This window comes from Corynebacterium timonense, assembly GCF_900105305.1.
In the GTDB taxonomy this organism is placed as follows: domain Bacteria; phylum Actinomycetota; class Actinomycetes; order Mycobacteriales; family Mycobacteriaceae; genus Corynebacterium; species Corynebacterium timonense.
Genome location: NZ_LT629765.1, coordinates 251,565 through 271,156, shown reverse-complemented (window position 1 = coordinate 271,156; position 19,592 = coordinate 251,565). Strand labels below are relative to the sequence as shown.

Genomic DNA, 19,592 nt, shown 5'->3' with positions numbered 1-19,592 from the left:
AATAGGTATGCCGATTTATCATCAGGGCCGCAAGGTCAAGGAAGTCTGGCACCAGGGCCGGAGGGTGAAAGAGGTGTGGCATCAGGGGAAGCTCGTGTATACGGCTCGCACCCCGATCACTGGTTTCGAGGTGGCGCTTGACCAGATTGATTCCGTGGCGGATGCGATGAGCATTACGGAGCCGGATGCGTCGAAGGATTTCATGGTGTCGAGCACCAGGTCCACGCAGGTGCACATGCTTGTGGAAGGGCCCGGGTCGCTGACGGTGAAGCAGGACAGCCGGACCGCGTTGCACATGAGTGTGAGCGGCTCGACGATAAATGTCGTGTCGAACGGTGACCGGGGTAAGAATAATCTTGCGTTCAGCGCGCCGTGGCCCGGCGGCAAACACATCGTGTCAATGTCCACCGATATCGACTGGTACGGCTACCGGTTGAAACTTTTGGTGGATGGTGAGCAAGTGGAAACCGCGACGAATGGTGGCGCGTTCACCCTGTCGGAAAACGTGCTCGTGAGCGGGAGCGCCACGGTAACGGCCTCGAATTGCGTGGCGTGGGCGTTCGGGGCATCATCCGCCCTCCGAAACGCGAGCACCGAGGTGGGGTGGATCAAAAATAACCTTGCCGAGGGGGCGGTGTCGTGGCGCAGCGTCACGCCCAACACAATTTTTCGGGTTCCGGGTGGTAGCGCCCTCGCGTGGGCATACTCCGGCGGCGACGGCGGCGCTGGCGGCACGCCATACAGCGGTGGTCCCTACGGCCGTGCAGGCTATGGGGCGCAGGTACCGGGATTTACGCTTGATATGGTGCCGTCACTGTCCATCGGCAAGGGAGGGGATGGCGGAGGCGGCACTGAAAGACGGAAATACAACTACGGAGGGTCGGGAAAACCGACCACGATTGGCGGGTTTTCCACCGCAACGGCCACTACACGCCCCACACCAGTCGCGTGGGGAAGCACATGCCCCCTGGATTTGCCCGGGAAGGGCGGCAATGGTGGCAGTTCCGGTTCGGTAGACGACGAAGGCAACACGTCCAGAGGCAACAGCGGCTGGAGCGGCTACCCCGGCGGCCTCATCATCGCCCGCCGCTGGTAACACCACCGACGGCGACGGAGACACCCAACTAGCCCCCGACCGCACACGCGGGCAGGGTTTTCTCACGCTTACATCTAGGAAGTTTCCCCCTAATCGAGGTGGCCGCTACCCACTTCCTCACGGATGAGTTTCACTACGGTCCCAGACCCGCTCTGGGTCTCCAGCTTTGCAAGCGCAAGGATGATCTCCCACTGGAACTTCCCGAGCGCTTCAAGCAACGAGCGGACAGCGTCACCCACTTCCACCGTCCCGGAGGGGACTGCGTCCATGGCCTCCTGCGTCGCTCTACCGAACGCTGCTGCGACGGGTGCGCCCAACTCGACCAAGGCCGCGTGAAGATCCTCTGTGATTACTGCTCCGTCAACCGTGCGGACGGTGATCGATTTTTCTTCCACGATGGAGATCATACCGGCGAGGCGAAGCGGCAGGGCAGCAAAACACAACACGCCCTACCCCCGCCTTTTGCCGGTGAGGGTGGGGCGTTACTGTCGCTCCTGCAAGAGTGTCATGACTGACGGCATGACCAGCGCTGGAACCCGACCCGAAAACATGGGCCTACCTGGAGGGAACGACGGGAATCGAACCCGCGTCTTCAGCTTGGAAGGCTGAGGTATTAGCCACTATACGACGTTCCCATGCGCTCAACCGAGCTTAGCGCACCAGCCCACAACGACCAAAACCTTTCCGCTCCTGGAACTATGCTTCTCACTGACGCGTTGTGCCAATAAGATCCCATAGATACGAAAGGTGCGTAGTTCGTTCGTGGCCACTCTCCTCCTGCTCATCGCCGTAGCCCTTCTCATCTGGTTCCTGGTGCGCGACCGCTCCAATTCCACCAACCAGCTCGAACAGCGCAGTCTTGACGACGCCCTCGCGGAGGCCAAGCACTGGACCGACCGCCTCGGCTCGCAGGTCCTCTCCCTCAGCGGCAACGACACCGTCTCCTCGCAGGCGATGGCCGACGCGAGCGAGCGCTTCAACGCCGCCTCCTCCGCGCTTTCCGACGCACGCACCCCGCGCCAGGCCCAGCTCGCGCGCGAGGCCGCGCTGGAGGGCCTGCACTACGTCAACGCCGCCCGCGAGCACATGGGTATGCCCACCGGCCCGGCCCTGCCCGAGCTCGAGGGGCAGCGCCGCGCTGGCCGCGTGACGGAGGAGCGCACGGTGCGCCAGGAGGACGGCACGACGATCACCGCCTCCCCGCACGCCAGCGAGCAGACCCCGCACTACTACCCCGGCGGCAACGTCGCGGGCCGCCCCGTGCCCGCCGGCTGGTACTCCGCCGCGTGGTGGGCCCCAGCCATGATGACCGGCATGTGGGCCGCTAGCTCCATGATGTTTTACTCCGCGCTGTTTGCAGGCATGGCGGGGACCCCGTCGGCCGAGGAGTTCGCCGCCGGTGACGCGGGCGGCGACATGGGCGACGCGGGCGCCGATGCCGCGGCAGACGCGGACGGCGGCGACATGGGGGACATGGGCGGCGACATGGGAGATGACGGCGGCTTCTTCGGCGGCGACGGCTTCGACTTCGGCGGCTTCGACTTCTAATCCCCGTCTTGCCGCCGGGGAACCACGGGATGCGTTACGTGTAACGGAGAACTCACCGTCCGTCAGTAGTTGCGCGCGTCACACCGACGGGGATACTCTGAGGTTTCGTTAGGTCCTCGCACCCCACCCGAAAGGCTCCCCATGGCACACCTCACGACGCGTATCACCGAGATGCTCGGCATCGAGCACCCCATCATCCAAGGCGGCATGCAATGGGTTGGCAAGGCGGAGCTCGCCTCCGCCGTCTCCAACGCCGGCGGTCTCGGCATCCTCACCTCGCTGACCCAGCCGACCCCGGAAGACTTGGGCAAGGAGATTGACCGCACCCGCGAGCTCACGGACAAGCCCTTCGGCGTGAACCTGACCATTCTGCCGACGATCACCCCGCCGCCCTACGCCGAGTACCTGCGTGTCGCCATTGAAAAGGGCATCACCATCGTGGAAACCGCGGGCGCGAACCCCGCGGACTTCGTGCCCACGCTGAAAGACGCGGGCGTGACCGTCATCCACAAGTGCACCTCCGTGCGCCACGCCATCAGCGCCCAGAACAAGGGCGTGGACATCCTGTCGATCGACGGCTTCGAGTGCGCGGGCCACCCCGGCGAGGACGACGTTCCTGGCCTCGTGCTCATGCCCGCCGCGGCCGACCACCTGACGGTCCCCTTCGTCGCCTCGGGCGGCATCGCCGACGGCCGAGGCCTCGCTGCCGCCCTCGCCCTCGGCGCCGAGGGCGTAAACATGGGCACCCGCTTCCTGTGCACCCAGGAAGCCCCGGTGCACCAGAAGGTGAAGGAGGAGATCGTGGCGCGCTCCGAGCGCGACACCGAACTCATCCTGCGCACCCTCAACAACACCTCCCGCGTGGCCACCAACGGCGTCTCGCGCGAGGTCGTGGCCAAGCTCAACGAGGGGGCCGCCTTCCCCGAGATCCGCGATCTTGTCGCCGGCGCCCGCGGCCGCACCGTGTACGAGACGGGCGACGTCGAGGCCGGCATTTGGACCGTCGGACAGTGCCAAGGGCTCATCAACGACATCCCGACCTGCGCGGAGCTTGTGCCGCGCATTGTCGACGAGGCCGTAGAGATCATCCAGAACCGTCTCACCAGCTTCGTGGGGCAGTAACCATGGATACCTCGTTCGCCCGCGGCGTCATCTCCGCCGCCGTCGAGGGGTCGACGCTGACCATCACCATCGACAACCCCGCCAAGCGGGGCGCGCTCCAGCCCGACTCCTACCGCGCCATCGGGGACCTCGTCCGCTCGGCCAGCAACGACGCCTCCATCCGCGCCGTCATCATCACCGGCGACTCCACGGCATTTAGCTCCGGCATGGACGTCGACGCCTTCGCGGGCGCGGCCGCAGACTCGCCGCCCGAGATGGGCGTCGCCGACACGCTCTACGACATCGAATACATGGCGGGCGTACTCACGCGCTCGCCGTTGCCAGTCATCGCGGCCGTCGAGGGCGCCTGCGCCGGCATCGGCGCCTCGGTGGCCTTCCTCGCCGACATCATCATCGCCGGCGAGAACGCCTTCTTTACGATCCCCTTCACCAAGATCGGGCTCATCCCCGACGGCGGCGCCGCCGTCACCCTCGCGGCGTCGGTCGGGCGCCACCGCGCGATGGCGATGGCGCTTTTACATTCACGCATCCCGGCCGCGGAGGCGCACGAGTATGGGCTTGTCGCCGAGGTCGCCCCAGACGCCCTCGCCCGCGCCCGCGAGATCGCCGACAGCCTCGTCGGCTCGCCGCGCGAAGCGCTCGGGCGTGCGAAAGCCGCCGTTAACCAGGCGAGTCTGGCCGGGTTATCGCAGTCGCTGGCCACAGAGGCGCAGATCCAGACGCGGCTGCGGGGAACCGCCGAGCACCGGGAAGGGGTCTCCGCGTTCCGCGAGCGCCGCGCGCCGCGCTTCCCAGGCTGAATCCCGGTTCGAACCGGCTAAACCCGGCTGAGCCGGATGAGGGAGGTGTCCGGGGGTGGCGGTAGACTCGTCGGCGTCGTGAAGCGAATGCGAAAGGAGCCGCGATGCGCATAGCCGTGCTGCTGAAGGAAGTCCCGGATACCTACAGCGACCGCGAGATGAACCTGGAGACGGGGCTCACCGAGCGCTCCGGGGACGTCGTCGCGGACGAGGTCGGCGAGCGCGCCGTCGAAGCCGCGCTGCGCATCGCAGAGAGCAACGAAGGCTCGAGCGTCGAGATCATAAGCGTCGGCGCGGAGTCCGTGGCGGGCAGCGTGCGCAAAGCCATCGCGATGGGCGCCGCGGACGCCCACATCATCTCCGACGACGCGCTCGTCGGCGCCGACGCGACGCTGACCGCCGAGGCCCTGGCCGCGGCGATCCGCGCGAACGACTACGACCTCGTCGTCGCGGGCAGCATCTCCTCCGACGGGGGCGGGGGCGTGATGGCCTCGCTTGTCGGGGAGCTGCTCGACTACCCCGCGCTGACCAACCTCACGGACCTCACTGTCGAGGGCTCCACGGTGCGCGCCACCCAGGCGGGAGACGGCGCCATCGTTGAGCTCGAGGCCGAGCTCCCCGCGGTCGTCGCCGTCTCCGACGAATTCCCCGATGCCCGCTTCCCCAACTTCAAGGGGCTCATGGCCGCGAAGAAGAAGGAGCTGGCCACACTGTCGCTGGCCGACCTCGGCGTCGACGCCGAGGACTGGTCGCGGGCCCGTTCCATCATGGTGAGCATCGAGCGCCGCCCAGCCCGCGAGCGCGGCGAGATCATCAACGGAAATTCCGAGGCTGCGGCTAAGCTCGCGGACTTCCTGCAGGCCAAGGGCCTCATCTAGAAAGGAGCGGCGCATGACCACCCCCAGCACGTACGTCCTCGTCGTCGCCGAGCCGGCGGCCACCGCCGCTGAGCTGATCGGCGCGGCCAGCACCATCGGCACGCCCGTCGCGCTCACCACCTCGGCGGGCAGCGCCACCGAGCTCGGCCAGCTCGGCGCAGCGCGCGTCCTCGTCGTCGATCACGAGCACTCGCTTGTCGACGCCATCGAGGCCGCCTTCGACCTCACCTTTCCCGCCGCCGTCGTCCTGTCGCACACGGTGACCGGCCGCGACGCCGCCGCCCGCTTCGCGGTGCGCCGCCGCAAGGCGCTGCTCACCGACGCCGTCGGCCTGCGCCGCGACGCCGAAGGCGTGGTCACCGACCACTCCAACTACGGCGGTGCCTACACCAGCGTCGCCGCCGCGACGCACTCGGCGCCTGTGGTGACCATCCGCCCCGGCTCGATCGACGCGCGCTCGGAGGCCGTCGACCCCTCGCTCCTGACCGTCGAGAACCTCGATGTCCAGGCGAGCGGGCGCCGCAGCGCCACGGTGACAAAGGTGACGCCAATCGAGCGCACCTCCCCGCGCCCCGACCTCGCCACGGCCGACAAAGTCGTCGCCGGCGGCGTCTCCCTCGGCGACGCGGACACCTTCGAAGAGCTCGTCGGCGGCCTCGCCGACGCCCTTGGCGCGGCGGTCGGCGCCACCCGCTCCGCGGTGGACGAGGACCAGGTGCCCTACGAGGCGCAGATCGGCCAGACCGGAGTACTGATCAGCCCCAAGCTCTACATCGGCCTCGGCATCTCGGGGGCCGTGCAGCACCTGGTGGGCATGCAGACCTCCGACACGATCGTGGCCGTGAACAACGACCCGGACGCCCCGATCTTCGAGATCGCAGACTTCGGCATCGTCGGCGACATCTTCGATGTCGTCCCCCAGCTCATTGCCGAGCTGGATTCCCGCAAGTAACGCTCATCACGCACGTCAAGTAAAGGACTTTCCGCAGTGCAGGTCACCCTCCGTCGCGGCCTTCCCCGCCTCGTAGGCGGGGAGGCCTGGCCCCCAGCTGGCACAACCGCCGACCTCGACGACCCCGCGCTTCACCCCACCGAGCGCGACTCCGGTGAGCTGGTCGCTGTCCCCCTGCGCCGCGGTTTGCCGCGCGTGCCGGGCGGTGAGCCCTTCCCGCCGGAGGGCGAGGCGCTGGTCGAGGCAGCACCGGCGCTGCCGGATACCACAGCGGACGGCGCGGCCCAGGACCTCGTCGCTGTCCCCCTGCGCCGCGGTTTGCCGCGCGTGCCAGGCGGTGAGCCCTTCCCGCCGGAGGGCGAGGCGCTGGTCGAGGCAGCACCGGCGCTGCCGGATACCACAGCGGACGGCGCGGCCCAGGACCTCGTCGCTGTCCCCCTGCGCCGCGGTTTGCCGCGCGTGCCAGGCGGTGAGCCCTTCCCGCCTCAGGGCGAGGCGCTGGTCGAGTCAGCACCGGCCGAGGCAGCGCCGACCGAGGCACCACCGGCCGAGGCACCACCGGCCGAGACCGCGCCGGTCGCCGAGAGCACCCCGGTGGGCGCCGAGGAGCAGGCCGCCCCCGAGGGCTCAGCCTGGGCGCGCGGCGAGGAACCCGCGCGCGAGGCTGCCGCCGAGCAGCCGGTGGCGACCCCGGCGCGCTCTGAGGGCGTCGCTCAGCGAGCTGCTTTTCGCCGCGGCTCGCGCGCCGCGCGTTGGATCGGCGGCGTTGCGCTCGCCCTCTTCGTGCTCGGCCTGGGTGTGCTGGCGGCGCGGTTCCTCCTTGCCTCGGACGCGGGCGGGGAGTTCATCGCGCGCTACGACGGGGTGCAGCCCCTACCCGACGACGCCCCCGTGGGCCTGCCGGCGTGGCTGAACTGGGCGCACTTTTTCAACATGTTCCTCATGGCCCTTATCATCTCCACCGGCCTGCGGGTGCGGCGCGAACGCCGGCCCGCCGCGTACTGGGCTCCCACGGGCAACCCGCGCGCGAAGATCTCGCTGACGCTGTGGATGCACCTCATGCTCGACCTGCTCTGGCTTGCCCTCGGCGCGGTGTTCTACATCCTGCTGTTTACCACGGGCCAATGGATGCGTGTGGTGCCCACCAGCTGGGAGGCCATCCCCAACGCCGTCTCCGCTGGCCTACAGTTCCTCTCCCTGGAGTGGCCGACGGACAACGCGTGGGTGCACTACAACGCGCTACAGGAGCTGACGTACTTCGCCGTCATCTTCATCGCCAGCCCCATCGCGGCGGTCTCGGGCCTGCGCATGAGCCCGTGGTGGCCCGCGGGCTGGACGTTCTTTTCGCGCCGTACCGCTCGCGCGCTGCACTTCCCCACCATGCTGTTCTTCGTGGGCTTCATCATCGTCCACGTGCTGCTCGTGGCGTCGACAGGCCTGCGCCGCAACCTCAACGCGATGTTCGCCGCGCGCGGCGACGTCGACCCGAGCGTGTACGCCACCGACTGGACCGGCACGGTGTTCTTCCTCTTCGCCGCCGCGTTGATCGGTCTGGCGCTGTGGGGGGCCCGGCCCGCCGTCGCCGCCCCGCTCGCACGGCTCACGGGTACGGTCTCCAACCGCTAACGTGGTCGCATGATCCCTCGCATCTCGCTTAACGACGCCACATCCATCCCCCAACTCGGCTACGGACTGTGCCGGGTCGACCCCGCCGAGGCGCAACGCACCGTGGAAGCCGCCCTCGAGGCCGGCTACCGGCACTTCGACACCGCGCACATCTACCACAACGAGGAGGGCGTCGGCCGCGCCCTCGCCGCCACGGGCGTCCCGCGCGAGGAGCTCTACATCACGACGAAGCTGTGGAACGACAGCCACGACGACGCCCGCGCCGCGCTCGCGCGTTCCTTGGACACGCTCCAGCTGGACAGGGTGGACCTGTACCTCATCCACTGGCCGCGGCCCGCCCAGGACCTGTACGTCACCGCCTGGGAAACGCTGATCGAGCTGCGCGCCGACGGGCTGGCCACCTCCATCGGCGTGTCCAACTTCGGCCCGGAGCACCTAGACAGGCTGGACGCTGAAACGGGCGTCACCCCGGCGGTAAACCAGGTGGAGCTGCACCCGCTGTTCCAGAACCGGCCCGTACGCGAGGCTATGCGCGCCCGCGGCATCGTCATCGAGGGCTGGGGCCCGCTCGGCGGGGGCTACTACAGCCCCGCGGACCTGCCGGATGTCGTCGACATCGCCCGCGCGCGCGGCGTGAGCCCGGCGCAGGTGGTGCTGCGCTGGCACCTGCAAAACGGCGTCGTTGTCTTCCCCAAGACCTCCACAGCGCAGCGGATGCGGGAAAACCTCGCGACGACCAGCTTTGAGCTCACCGAACAGGAGATGGCGCGCCTCGACGCGCTCGATCAGGGAGAAGCCGGGCGCAAGGGGCCGCACCCGGCGCACTACGAGGAGGACTGACCGGTCCGCCGCCACTCTCCGTCGACGCATTCGACGGCACCCGCCCGCTCGAAGGCGCGCAGCCACCCCTCCATGGGCCAGTGACCCCACTTGGAGCGGAAGTGGGCGCCGTTGGCGAGGATGTCGTCGAGGTGCTCCCACGGCGGCGACGACACGGGGTGCCACTGGTGGAAGGCGTGCGCCCCTCCCACCCAGTACAACGCGATGCCGTGGGCTTTTAGGTTTCGGGCGAAGTCCGTGTCCTCCCCGCCGTACCCGGTGAACGCCTCGTCGAAGCCACCGAACAGTGCCTCGATGCGCCGCCACGTCGCGGCCGTCATGGCGAACGACAAGGACCAGAAGAGGTCGTAGTCCCGCGCGAGCGTCGTCTCCCCCGGCGGCGGGGCGGGGCGCGCGGGGTGCGGGTCCGGCCGGGTGGTGCGCAGCTCGCCGGGCTTCATGTAGGTCACGGGCCCGGCGACGACGGCGTCGGGGTGGCGCCGCAACGCCTCGGCGTACAACGAGGTCAACTCGGTTGAGGCGACGCAGTCGGCGTCGAGGAAGAACAAGGTGTCGGCGTCGCGCTCGACGGCGGCGCGCGCCGCCCGGTTGCGCGCAGCGGCGAGGTTGCCCGCCGGGGCGTCCACGACGTGGGTCCCCGGCACAGCCCGGGCGAGTTCTACCGGGTCGGACAGGGCGGCGGTGACGTGGTCGGGGCCCTGCGGGAAGAGGCTGATCTGGTTGTTCAGGTGCCCGGCGCGGGAGGCGTCAGCCAGCGTGAGCACCGCGCTCCTGCCCCGTGGGCGCGCCTCGGCGACCCCGGCGATCACCTCCGCCGCCCGGCGCGCGGCGCCGTCCGTCTCCCAGCGCGCCCAGTCGGGGCGGCGAGCCGCTGCGCTCTCCAGCAGACGCGGCCACCGCGACGGGGCGGGGAAGGAGTCGGGGACGACGGCGAGTGCGGCGTCGCTAAGCACGCGGGCGGTCGCGGCCTGCTCGGCGAAGGGGCGCGGCTGGGGCAGCACCACCGCGGGCGTTCCCACGGCAGCCACGTCAGCGACGGAATTCTGCCCGCCCGCGATGACGGCGACGCCCGCCCCGGCCAGCGCCTCGGTCGGGTCGGCGACGCGGTTCTTCCCGGTGAGGAAGGTGAAGCGGTACTCCGGGCAGGCGCGTTCCACGGCCCGCCACGTGTCGGCCTGCCACGTCGAGCCGCCCTCGCCCGCCATGACGACCACGTGGCGCGGGTCCCTGTCCACCCCTGGCAGGGGGCGCAACCGCGAGATGCCGCCGACGCGGTGCACCCGCGAGGCGTGGGCCTCCAGGTGGGGTGGGAGGGGCACCCACGAGGGCCACGCGGCGACGATGGCCGCGGCCTGGCTGTAGCCGAGCTGGTGTGCCGCGTCGTCGCGCACCCCGGGCATGGCGAGGGTGACCACGGGCACCCCGGCCAGCCGCACCTGCAGCGCGACCTCGACCGAAACATCGACGTAGAAAGCCACCGGGTCGCTCTCGGCCACCCAGCGGGAGACGGCCGCGGCGCGCTCGCGCAGCCCCCGGCCGCCCACCGGCGCGAAGTGGAGGGTGCCGCCCGCCGTGATGTCGGCCCCTCCCACGGCCCCGTCGGGGAGGGCGTCGTCGGGCAGCACGACGTCGGCGTCTGGGCGGGTCGACAGGATCACGGCCTGATAGCCCAGCCCTGCCAGCTCGCGCTTGATCTCCCGGCAGCGCAGCATGTGCCCGGAGCCGTGATGGTGAGCGTAGATGCCAACCGTGCGGGTCATCTCAGCGCGACCTCTTTGTACAGGGCGGTGTAGCGGCGCGCGGTCCGCGCCAGGCTGTAGCGGCGCGCCACCCACTCGCGGACGTGGCCGCGGCTCAGCCCCAGCGCGGCGCTGATCGCGCGCGCGAGCGATTCGACGTCGTCAGGCTCGGCGAGAGCGGCCGGCGCGAAGCGCAGCAGCTCACCCATGCCTCCCCTGTCGAAGGCCGCGACGGGGGTGCCGCAGGCCATCGACTCGAAAGCGACGAGCCCGAACGGTTCCTCCCAGCGCGGCGTGACCACGCTGACCGCGCAGTGCCCGACGAGGGAACGCAGCTCGGCGTGGGAGAGCTCCCCGAGCCACCGCGCCTGCGTCGCGTCGAGGCGCGGCTCGATCTCACCCCGAAAGTACTCGCGGTCGCCCATGCGCCCGGCGAGCAGCAGCGGAATACCGACGAGGCGGCACGCGTCGATGGCTAGGTGCGCGCCCTTTTCGGGCACGAGCCGCCCGAACCACACCGCGCTGGCGCCGCCGGGGCCGGGGCGCCACGCCGAGACGTCCACGCCGTTCGGGATGACGTGCACGGGATGCGGGATCGTCCACGACCGCGCGGTGCGTGGGCTGACGGCCGCGAACCGTCCGGCGAGATCCCCAGCCCCGCGGATCGCCGCGGTGAGCTCGGGCAGCGCGGGCGTGTGCAGCGTGGTCACCATGGGCAGCGGCTCCGGGCTGTGCGCGCCGGCGAACATGAACGGGTTGAGGCTGTTGTTGTGCACCACGTCGTAGCCTGCCTCGACGAGGTGCGCGCGCAGCCGCGCAAACGCGGCGTCCTCGCGCTCCTTCGCCCCCGGCGGGTACGTCGTATCCGTGGCCGCGTCGGCGTCCTCGCCCCAGTCCACCCCCGGGAGCTGGAAGTCGTGGACGTTGCCGTCAGAGCCTTCCGCGGCATAGAAGTCCACGTGGTGGCCCTCCGCGCGCAGCGCGCCGACGAGGGTGTGGCAGAACGCTTCCAGCCCGCCCGCGTAGGGCTCGCGCACGGGGTAGCGGGCCGGGGCGACGAAGGCGATGCGCATTCCCGCCCCGCGTGCGGTGAAGGCGTCGGCGGCGAGGGTCGCGGTCATCGCAGCACCTCGCGGTAGACCTCGGCGTGGGCGGCGGCAACCCCGCCTGGGGCACCGGCGTAGGGCACCGCGCCGCGCCGGAGCAGCACCTCGAGGGCCGCGGCCGCCGCCTCCGCGTCCGCAACCGGGTAGGTTTCCACCGCCGCGGGGTCGTCCGCCTGCGCGGCGTAGCAGCCGATCGCCGGCGCGGCGACGCTCGTGCCCAGGCCGCGGCACATCTCCAGCCAGCCGGAATGGGTCCCGCGCGTGTAGGGCAGCAGGCAGGCGTCGAGGCGGCCGATGGTCTCGTGGAGGGTCGCGTCGTCCATCCGGTCGTGGGTGACGAGGGTGATGCCGGGGGCGCCGGAGAGGGCGTCGCGAAGCGCGCGCGTGCCGTCGACGTTGTGGGCGTAGACGGTCAACGGCACGCGGCGCGCGATGCCGCGGTAGAACTCCGGGTCCGCGACGACGTTGGCGCGCAGGGATTTCAGAAACACTCCGGCTCCCCCGCCGTGGGCCGCGCGGGTCGAGGCGGGCACGAGGCGCGGGTGCGCGATCACGCGCACGGCGGCGGCGCCGTAGTCCTCGCGCAGCTGCTGGGCGGCGCAGTCGGTGAGGGTGATGACGGCAGCTGCGGCGTCGATAAGAATGCTCAGGCGCTCGCGGTGCTCGGCGTGCTCGCGCGCGGAGGTCAGGTGCGGATTGTCCAGGTCGTGGACGGTGAGGACCAGCGGGATCGGCAGCGCGCGCACGAGCTGGGCGATCTGTTCCGGGCTGCGGTGCTCGAAGCCGAAATGGATGTGCAGGATGTCGGCGTCGACGGGGGTGTCCCAGAAGCGCGCCTCGAGGGCCGGGTGGGGCCACCAGTGGCCGTCGATGTCGGGGTCCGGCAGGTATGCCACCCCGGCCGGGCGAACCGCGCGCGTGTAGGGGTGCTCTGCTGGGATAGAGAGCACCCGCAAGGTCGAGTCCTGGGAAAGCACCACACCAATATAAACAATTACGCATCTCATGGTTCGCGGACGGCGGGCGGTTGCTAGATTGTCCCCATGACCACCGCCCTGCCCCGACTGACCGTCGTGGGCAACTGTCAGGCCGAGTCGATGCGCAAGCTGCTGATGTCCACCGGGAGCTTCGACTCCGACCGCATCCCGCCTGTGCACGAGCTCGCCGCCTCGGACATGGGCTGGTTCACCGAGCTTCTCGCGCGCACGGACGTCCTGGTCAGCCAGCCGATCCGCGACAACTACCGGGGCCTGCCCGTGGGTGTGAGTCAGATGCGCTCGCTCCTTCCGCGCGGCGCGCGCCTCGTGCTCGTGCCCGTGCTGCGCTACGACGGCCTCATGCCCTACCAGGCCATCATCCGCGACCCGGACGATCCCTCCCTGAACCCCCCGGTGGTGCCCTACCACGACCTGCGCGTCCTCGCCGCGGCGGCGCGGGGCCTCGATGCGCCCGTGGCCGCGGCCCCGGGGCCAGCCGCCCTGCGCCTGACCGCTGCGATGTCGATCGAGCAGATGCGCTCGCGCGAACACCGGCACGGCACGGTCGTCGTCTCCTCCCACCTCGAGGCCGTCCCGGTGTGGCACACCATCAACCACCCGGATAACGCCACGTTGGTCGCGGCCGCCGAGGCCGTCGCCGCCGAGCTCGGCCTTCGCGAGCCCGTCGAGGCTCCCAGTTACGAAATGCTCGGCGGCCTCGACGCGCCCATCGACGCCGACGCCGCCGCCGCGCTCGGGGTGACCGTGGCCGGGCGCGCGGAGTGGGACCCGTTGCCTGCGGACGACATCGCCCAGCGCCAGCTGGAGTTCTACCGCGCACGCCCCCGCCTCGTCGCGCACGGGCTCGCGCGCCACGCCGACCGGCTCTCCACCTTGGGGCTTGCCGTATGAAGCACCTCATCGTCGGGCCGCCCGAGCACGGGGTGACCTCCTACGCGCTCTCCCTCGCCCGCGCTGTGGGTGCCGAGACGTGCTCGGTCGGGGACCTGCCGGAGGGCCCCGTCCACGTCACCTTCACCGACCACCTCTTCGGCCCGACCCCTAACGCCGCCGCCGACGCGCTGCTCGAGTGCCTCGCCGGCCGCGACTTTTCGCTCAGCTTGCACGACATCCCCCAGCCCGAGGAAGGCGCGGCTCGCTTCGCGCGGCGTGCGCCCGCGTATCGACGCCTCGCGGCCGCCGCCACCCTCGCCGCCGTCAACTCGGAGCACGAGGCGCGCTTCTTTGACACCCCGGACACCCCCGTCTCCGTGATCCGCCTGCCCATCCCCACGGTCCGCTCGCCCTTCGACCCCGAGCCGGGGACCGTCGGCATCCTCGGCTACCTGTACCCGGGCAAGGGCCACGAAGACCTCGTCGCCGCGCTGAGCGGCACCGGCTACCGGCTGCGCTTCTTGGGCTCGGTCTCGAGCGGCCACGAGGCGTGGGCGCGGGAGCTGGAGCTCCACGCCGAGATCACCGGTTGGCTCAGCGAGGCAGACCTCGCCCGCGAGATGGGGCGCACTCAGGTGCCGGTGTGCGCCCACCGGCACTTTTCCGCCTCCGGGTCGCTGATGACGTGGCTGGGCGCCGGGCGCACCGTGCTTGCCAGCGACACCGCGTACACGCGCGAGATCGACCGGTGGCTGCCGGGGCGGATCACACTCGTGCCCGACGGCGCCTGGCGCGAGGCCATCGACGGGTTCGAGCCGCGCGTCGTGGAGCCGCCGCGCTACGGGTGGGCGGAGGTCGCGGCGGCGTGGCAGAGGGAGTGGGCGGCGTGTGGCCTCGTGTGAGCGTGATCATCCCGCACTACAACAACCACGCGATGCTCGCGCGGGTTGTCGCCGCGGTGCGCGCCCAGGACTACGAGGGCGAAGTGGAAATCATCGTCGCCGACGACGGCTCCCGGACGCCGCCCGAGATCGCGGGCGTCACCGTGCTTGTGCAGGAGGACCGGGGTTTCCGCGCCGCCGCGGCCCGCAACCTCGGGGCGAGCGCGGCGACGGGCGAGGTCGTCGCCTTTGTCGACGGCGACACCCTGCCCGAGCCGGGCTACCTGCGGGCGGTGGTGCCGCATATCCGGCGCAACAGCCGCGCCGTTGTGGTCGGCAGCCGTCTTACGGGCCCGGAGCGCACAGAGCCAGAGTGGCTTGCCCAGGCCTGGGAGCGCACCGGGCACCTCTCCCGCGCGGACTCGACGTCGTGGCGCTTCATCATCTCTGCGGCGCTGACCTGCTCGGCGGATTTCTTTCGCCTGCTCGGCGGCTTCGACGCCAGCATGGTCGGCTACGGCGGGGAGGACTGGGAGTTCGGGTGGCGGGCGTGGAACGCGGGCGCGGAGTTCGTCCACGAGCCCGCGGCCGTCGCGGTGCACCCAGAACCGGACTTCGGCGAGCGCGGCGGCGACGTGGAAGCGGCCAAAAACGCTGAGACAGTGGCCCTCGCTCACCGCATCACGCACCCGATCGCCCGCCCCGCCGGCGTCACGTTTGCCTCCGCCGACGTCGCCGTCGTCGTGCCCGACGCCGCGGGCGCGGGGGTCGTGGAGGCCGTTATCGCCTCGTGGCTGCGCATCGACGCCCACGTGTACGCCGCGTCGGTCCCCCCGCTTTTCAGCGCCGACCGTCGCGTCAGCGTCGGCGCTCCCCGCGGGGAGCGCATGTGCGTCGAGCTGCGCCAGCCGTGGGCGCTGGCCTCTCCGGAGACGTTCTACGCCCGCGCGACCGACAGCCACCTCGTCTGTGCCGACGGCACCCGCGTGCTCACGGCGCGGGCGAGGGCCCTCTCCGCGCCCGCCGCGCGCACCAGCGGAGAGCAGCTGGGGCTATCGCTTCTCGACGCCCCCCAGCGCCTCGAGCGGCTTTTCGCCGACTGGTAGCCGGGCTGTGCTGTGAGCCCCCTAGGCTCCGGGGACCTCCGGCGCGACGCCGGTGTCCTCGTAGCGCGACAGGATGTCAATGCGGCGCTGGTGGCGCTCCTCCTCGCTCCACGGCTGTGCCACGAAGGCGTCGACGATGCGCAGCGCCTCCTCCTCGGTGTGCATGCGCCCGCCGATGCCGATGAGCTGGGCGTTGTTGTGCTCGCGGGCCAGGCGCGCGGTCTCTTCCGACCACGCCAGCGCGCAACGAGCGCCGGTGACCTTGTTCGCCGCGATCTGCTCGCCGTTGCCGGATCCGCCCAGCACGATGCCGAGCGAGCCCGGGTCGGCGACGGTGCGCTCCGCCGCGGCGATGCAAAACGCCGGATAGTCGTCGGCGGCGTCGTACTCAAAGGCGCCGCAGTCGATGACCTCGTGGCCCTGGGCCTTCAGGTGGTCAGCGATCTGGTTTTTCCGCTCGAATCCGGCGTGGTCTGCTCCAAGGTAAATACGCATGCGCCCCACTCTAGCGGCCCGTCATGCGCCGCCCGCTAGACCTGCGGGGCTTCGGTGCGGGAGCGCTTCAGCTCGAAGAAGTAGGGGTAGCTGGCGACGCCCACGGAGGCGTCGAAAAGCTTGCCTGCCTCCTCGCCGGTGAGCACGCGCGTGATGACGGGGCCGAAGAATGCGGTGTCACCGAGCTTGAGCACCGGGGTGCCCACGTCGTCGCCCACCGCGTCCATCGCCGTGGCGTGGTAGCCGCGCAGCAGGTCGTCGGCCTCTTCGCTGTTGGCCACTTCAGCGTAGGTGGCCGGCAGGCCGGCCTCCTCGAGGCTCGCCGCGATGATGTCGTCGTACGCGCCGTAGCCCTTGCGCGCGCCGTTGTGGCCAGGGTGAATGGCGGTGCCCATGATGGTGTAGAGGTTGTCCACGGCCTCGGGCTTTTCCTGCTTCACCTTGGCAAACACGCGGGCGGGGCCCCAGTTGGCCTCCATCGCCTCGGCGTAGTCCTCTGGGACGTCAGCGCCCTCGTTGAGGACGGACAGGGACATGGGGACCCACTCGACCTCGATGTCACGGACCTTCTCTACCTCTTTAATCCACCGGGACGTCTGCCAGCAGAAGGGGCATGCAGCATCAAACCAAAAAGTAACTTTTTCACTCATGCCTCCCCACCCTAAACGAATTTTGAAACGAGTAGATTGGGTGGGCATGAAGACGAATTTAAAGCGCACTGACGCGCGTGAACGCGCGAGCCTCATCAGCAACGTCCACTACGCCATCGAGGTGGACGTCACCGGGTCCGAGACCTTTGCCTCCCGCACCACGGTGACCTTCACATCGAAGAAGGGGCGCACCTTCTTTGACCTCGTCGCCGACAGCTTCGACGCCACCCTCGACGGCGAGGCGCTGGCGGACCGCACCTTGGACCTCGCCGAAGGCGAGCACGAGCTGGTGGTCAACGCGACGGTGACCTACAGCCGCACGGGCGAGGGCCTGCACCGCTTCGTCGACCCTGCGGACAACAAGGAGTACCTGTACACCCAGTTCGAGCCTGCGATGGCGATGAAGGTGTACGCCTGCTTCGACCAGCCGGACATCAAGGCCACGTACTCGGTGTCGGTCACGGCGCCGGAGAACTACGTGGTGGTGCTCAACGAGAAGGCCACCCGCGAGGGCACCACGTGGTCGTGCGAGATTGACTACCCCCTGTCGACGTACCTCATCGCCATCTGCGCCGGAGAGTACGAGCACGTCACCGACGTCTATGAGGACGACGAGAAGCGCATCGAGCTGGGCCTGTACGCCCGCGCCTCGCTCATCGAGCACCTCGACGCCGAGCGCCTGTTCCGCCAGACGAAGGAGGGCTTCGCCTACTACCACTCCAACTTCGGCCTGCCCTACCCCTTTGGCAAGTACGACCAGATCTTCTGCCCCGAGTACAACATGGGCGCGATGGAAAACGCCGGTGCGGTGACCTTCCGCGACGAGTACGTGTTCACGTCCGAGCCCACCCCGCACCGCATCGAGCGCCGCAACGACACCATCCTGCACGAGATGGCCCACATGTGGTTCGGCGACCTGGTGACCATGCAGTGGTGGGACGACCTGTGGCTCAACGAGTCCTTCGCCACCTGGTCCGCCGCGATCGCGCAGACCGAAATCGGCGAGTACGCCAACGCGTGGGTCACCTTCGCGGCCGTAGAGAAGGCATGGGCATACTCCCAGGACCAGCTGCCCTCGACGCACCCCATCGCGGCCGACGCGCCGGACATCGAGACGGCGGAGCAGAACTTCGACGGCATCACCTACGCCAAGGGCGCCTCCGTGCTCAAGCAGCTGCAGGCCTACGTGGGCCGCGACGAGTTCTTCGCAGGGGTGCGCGAGCACTTCCGCAACCACGCCTTCGCCAACGCGACGTTCGACGACCTGCTCTCCGCCCTGGAGACGTCCTCGGGCCGCGACCTGTCCAGCTGGTCCGAGCAGTGGCTGCGCACCACGGGAGTCTCGCGCCTCTACCCGGAGATCACCCCCGACAGCTTCACTGTGGTCCAGGACTCCGCGGTCCTGCGCACGCACCGCGTGGGCATCGGGCTTTACTCGCTTATCGACGGCACCCTCACGCGCACCCACTCCGTCGAGGTCGACATCGACGGCGAGCGCACCGACATCCCCGAACTCGCCGGTGTCGACCACGACCTGGCCCTCGTCAACGACCAGGACCTTACCTACTGCCTCATGGGGCTCACGCCCGAGCACCAGCGCTTCGTGCTGGACAACCTCGGCGCGATCGAGGACCCCCTGGCCCGCACCCTGTGCTGGTCCAGCATCTGGGAGTCCGTGCGCTCCGGCGAGCTGCCCGCCCGCGAGTTCGTGCGCCTCGTCGCCCGCTTCGGCTCCGTCGAGGACCAGCCGTCCGTGCAGGAGCGCCTGCTGTCCCAGGCCACGCTGGCGGTCAAGCAGTACGTCGACCCCGCCTGGCAGGCCGAGGGCATGGCGCTGCTCAACGAGGCCTTCCGCGGCACCGCCCCCGCCGTCATCTTCGACCGCGCGCTCGCCCGCCTCACCCCGGACGAAAAAACCACCGCCTACCTGCGCCAGCTGGTGAAGGACACCGACAACAAGGAGGTGCGCTGGCTCGCACTGACCAGCCTCATCGCCTCGGGCGCGGAGGAGCTTGCCGCCGCCGACGCTGTCGAGGACACCTCCGCCGAGGCGGCGTTGTACCGGCTGCGCGCGCGGGCGAGCGTCGATAAGCAATGGGCGTGGGACGAAGTCGTGGGCGGCGAGCGCTCCAACCTCGAGGCGCGCCACCTCATGGACGGGCTCACCTTCACGGACGCCGGGTTGCGTGAGTTCACCGGGCAGTACTTCGCCGTGGCCGAGGAGCTGTGGGACAAGCTCACCAACGAGATGGCGCAGCGCACGCTCGAGGGCCTCTACCCCACGTGGGACGTCCAACAATCCGCCCTCGACCAGGCGGACGCCCTGCTCGCGCGCAACATCCCCAGCGGCCTGCGGCGTATCGTCTCCGAAGGCCAGGACCGCGTGTCGCGTGCCCTGCGCAACCGGGGCGTCGACGCCGCCGCGGAGACGGCATGACCGAGCCCACCCTCTACGACCAGCTCGGCGAGGACTTCTTCCGCCGCCTCGTCCACGGGTTCTACGAACAGGTCAGAACCGACGACCTGATCGGGCCCATGTACCCGGACGACGACTGGGACGGTGCCGAAGACCGCCTGCGCTGGTTCCTCGTGCAGTACTGGGGCGGCCCGCACACCTTCCAGGACCGGCGCGGGCGCCCCATGCTGCGCAAACGGCACTTCCCTTTCGCCATCGGGATGGCCGAGGCGGAGCGCTGGCTTGAACTCATGAGCCGGTCGCTCGACCAGTTCGACGAGTCCGAGCTCTCCCCGGCGCAGCGCGGGCAGCTGTGGAACCACATGCAGCGCGTGGCGTACATGATGATCAACACGCAGTAGCCGCCTGACGTCCGCCCCCCAGCCGGGGCTCGTCGACCTCAACGCGTTCCAGGGGTGCGCCCCGG

Annotated in this window: 19 protein-coding genes and 1 tRNA gene; 13 read left to right on the top strand and 7 right to left on the bottom strand. The window is 70.0% G+C overall.

Annotation, left to right across the window (positions count from 1 at the left end; translation table 11 throughout):
* The first annotated feature begins 7 nt into the window (after positions 1-7).
* Positions 8-1,096 (top strand): hypothetical protein, encoded by a 1,089-nt coding sequence (locus tag BLT81_RS01370; RefSeq protein ID WP_040420686.1) that lies wholly within the window; start codon positions 8-10, stop codon positions 1,094-1,096.
* An 89-nt stretch (positions 1,097-1,185) separates the two neighbouring features.
* Here BLT81_RS01370 and BLT81_RS01365 read toward each other — a convergent pair whose 3' ends face one another.
* Both BLT81_RS01365 and BLT81_RS01360 read right to left on the bottom strand, forming a co-directional pair.
* Positions 1,186-1,503, bottom strand: a complete 318-nt coding sequence (locus tag BLT81_RS01365; RefSeq protein ID WP_155860776.1) for a hypothetical protein — start codon at positions 1,501-1,503, stop codon at positions 1,186-1,188.
* A 153-nt stretch (positions 1,504-1,656) separates the two neighbouring features.
* Positions 1,657-1,731 (bottom strand) — tRNA-Gly (locus BLT81_RS01360).
* A gap of 127 nt (positions 1,732-1,858) precedes the next feature.
* Here BLT81_RS01360 and BLT81_RS01355 point away from each other — a divergent pair.
* The 7 genes from BLT81_RS01355 to BLT81_RS01325 all read left to right on the top strand — a co-directional run bounded on the left by BLT81_RS01355 (position 1,859) and on the right by BLT81_RS01325 (position 8,862).
* Positions 1,859-2,644 carry a hypothetical protein gene (locus BLT81_RS01355; RefSeq protein ID WP_019193364.1) on the top strand — a complete coding sequence of 262 codons (786 nt, stop codon included), beginning with the start codon at positions 1,859-1,861 and terminating at the stop codon, positions 2,642-2,644.
* A gap of 141 nt (positions 2,645-2,785) precedes the next feature.
* A complete protein-coding gene (locus BLT81_RS01350) occupies positions 2,786-3,766 on the top strand; it encodes an NAD(P)H-dependent flavin oxidoreductase (protein ID WP_019193365.1) in 981 nt (326 codons plus the stop codon).
* Between the two features lie 2 nt (positions 3,767-3,768).
* Positions 3,769-4,566 (top strand): enoyl-CoA hydratase-related protein, encoded by a 798-nt coding sequence (locus BLT81_RS01345; protein WP_019193366.1) that lies wholly within the window; start codon positions 3,769-3,771, stop codon positions 4,564-4,566.
* 104 nt (positions 4,567-4,670) lie between these two features.
* Positions 4,671-5,444, top strand: coding sequence for an electron transfer flavoprotein subunit beta/FixA family protein (locus tag BLT81_RS01340; protein ID WP_019193367.1), 774 nt, complete (start codon positions 4,671-4,673; stop codon positions 5,442-5,444).
* A 13-nt stretch (positions 5,445-5,457) separates the two neighbouring features.
* A complete protein-coding gene (locus BLT81_RS01335) occupies positions 5,458-6,396 on the top strand; it encodes an electron transfer flavoprotein subunit alpha/FixB family protein (protein ID WP_019193368.1) in 939 nt (312 codons plus the stop codon).
* A gap of 36 nt (positions 6,397-6,432) precedes the next feature.
* The gene (locus tag BLT81_RS01330; protein WP_083337237.1) at positions 6,433-8,022 is read left to right on the top strand and encodes a cytochrome b/b6 domain-containing protein; all 1,590 of its coding nucleotides are present in this window, start codon (positions 6,433-6,435) and stop codon (positions 8,020-8,022) included.
* A 9-nt stretch (positions 8,023-8,031) separates the two neighbouring features.
* Positions 8,032-8,862, top strand: a complete 831-nt coding sequence (locus BLT81_RS01325) for an aldo/keto reductase (RefSeq protein WP_019193370.1) — start codon at positions 8,032-8,034, stop codon at positions 8,860-8,862.
* Here the strand turns inward: BLT81_RS01325 and BLT81_RS13245 are convergent.
* From BLT81_RS13245 to BLT81_RS01310, 3 genes are read right to left on the bottom strand one after another with little or no spacing between them, the layout of a single operon-like run.
* Positions 8,847-10,622, bottom strand: coding sequence for a glycosyltransferase (locus BLT81_RS13245; protein WP_019193371.1), 1,776 nt, complete (start codon positions 10,620-10,622; stop codon positions 8,847-8,849). The genes BLT81_RS01325 and BLT81_RS13245 overlap by 16 nt on opposite strands.
* Positions 10,619-11,722 (bottom strand): glycosyltransferase, encoded by a 1,104-nt coding sequence (locus tag BLT81_RS01315; RefSeq protein ID WP_019193372.1) that lies wholly within the window; start codon positions 11,720-11,722, stop codon positions 10,619-10,621. The genes BLT81_RS13245 and BLT81_RS01315 overlap by 4 nt, the downstream gene beginning before the upstream one ends.
* Positions 11,719-12,684, bottom strand: a complete 966-nt coding sequence (locus BLT81_RS01310; protein WP_231286561.1) for a glycosyltransferase — start codon at positions 12,682-12,684, stop codon at positions 11,719-11,721. Before BLT81_RS01310 ends, BLT81_RS01315 begins: the two co-directional genes overlap by 4 nt.
* A 66-nt stretch (positions 12,685-12,750) precedes the next feature.
* Between BLT81_RS01310 and BLT81_RS01305 the strand changes: the two genes are divergently transcribed.
* The 3 genes from BLT81_RS01305 to BLT81_RS01295 are packed head-to-tail and all read left to right on the top strand — an operon-like array spanning position 12,751 to position 15,565.
* Positions 12,751-13,596, top strand: coding sequence for a WcbI family polysaccharide biosynthesis putative acetyltransferase (locus tag BLT81_RS01305; protein WP_019193374.1), 846 nt, complete (start codon positions 12,751-12,753; stop codon positions 13,594-13,596).
* A complete protein-coding gene (locus tag BLT81_RS01300) occupies positions 13,593-14,480 on the top strand; it encodes a glycosyltransferase family protein (RefSeq protein WP_019193375.1) in 888 nt (295 codons plus the stop codon). Before BLT81_RS01305 ends, BLT81_RS01300 begins: the two co-directional genes overlap by 4 nt.
* Positions 14,444-15,565 carry a glycosyltransferase gene (locus tag BLT81_RS01295; RefSeq protein WP_231286562.1) on the top strand — a complete coding sequence of 374 codons (1,122 nt, stop codon included), beginning with the start codon at positions 14,444-14,446 and terminating at the stop codon, positions 15,563-15,565. The genes BLT81_RS01300 and BLT81_RS01295 overlap by 37 nt, the downstream gene beginning before the upstream one ends.
* A gap of 21 nt (positions 15,566-15,586) precedes the next feature.
* On the opposite strand, the gene BLT81_RS01290 is transcribed toward BLT81_RS01295, so the two are convergent.
* Positions 15,587-16,060, bottom strand: coding sequence for a ribose-5-phosphate isomerase (locus BLT81_RS01290; protein WP_019193377.1), 474 nt, complete (start codon positions 16,058-16,060; stop codon positions 15,587-15,589).
* 35 nt (positions 16,061-16,095) lie between these two features.
* Positions 16,096-16,710: a mycothiol-dependent nitroreductase Rv2466c family protein gene (locus BLT81_RS01285; RefSeq protein ID WP_040420687.1), complete on the bottom strand. Its 615-nt coding sequence runs from the start codon at positions 16,708-16,710 to the stop codon at positions 16,096-16,098.
* A gap of 46 nt (positions 16,711-16,756) precedes the next feature.
* Here BLT81_RS01285 and pepN point away from each other — a divergent pair, with 46 nt between their 5' ends.
* Both pepN and BLT81_RS01275 read left to right on the top strand, forming a co-directional pair.
* Complete coding sequence (gene pepN, locus BLT81_RS01280) at positions 16,757-19,147, top strand: aminopeptidase N (protein WP_019193379.1); 2,391 nt, start codon at positions 16,757-16,759, stop codon at positions 19,145-19,147.
* On the top strand, positions 19,144-19,527 hold the full coding sequence (locus tag BLT81_RS01275) for a globin (RefSeq protein ID WP_019193380.1): 384 nt from the start codon (positions 19,144-19,146) through the stop codon (positions 19,525-19,527). Before pepN ends, BLT81_RS01275 begins: the two co-directional genes overlap by 4 nt.
* Positions 19,528-19,592 lie beyond the last annotated feature (65 nt).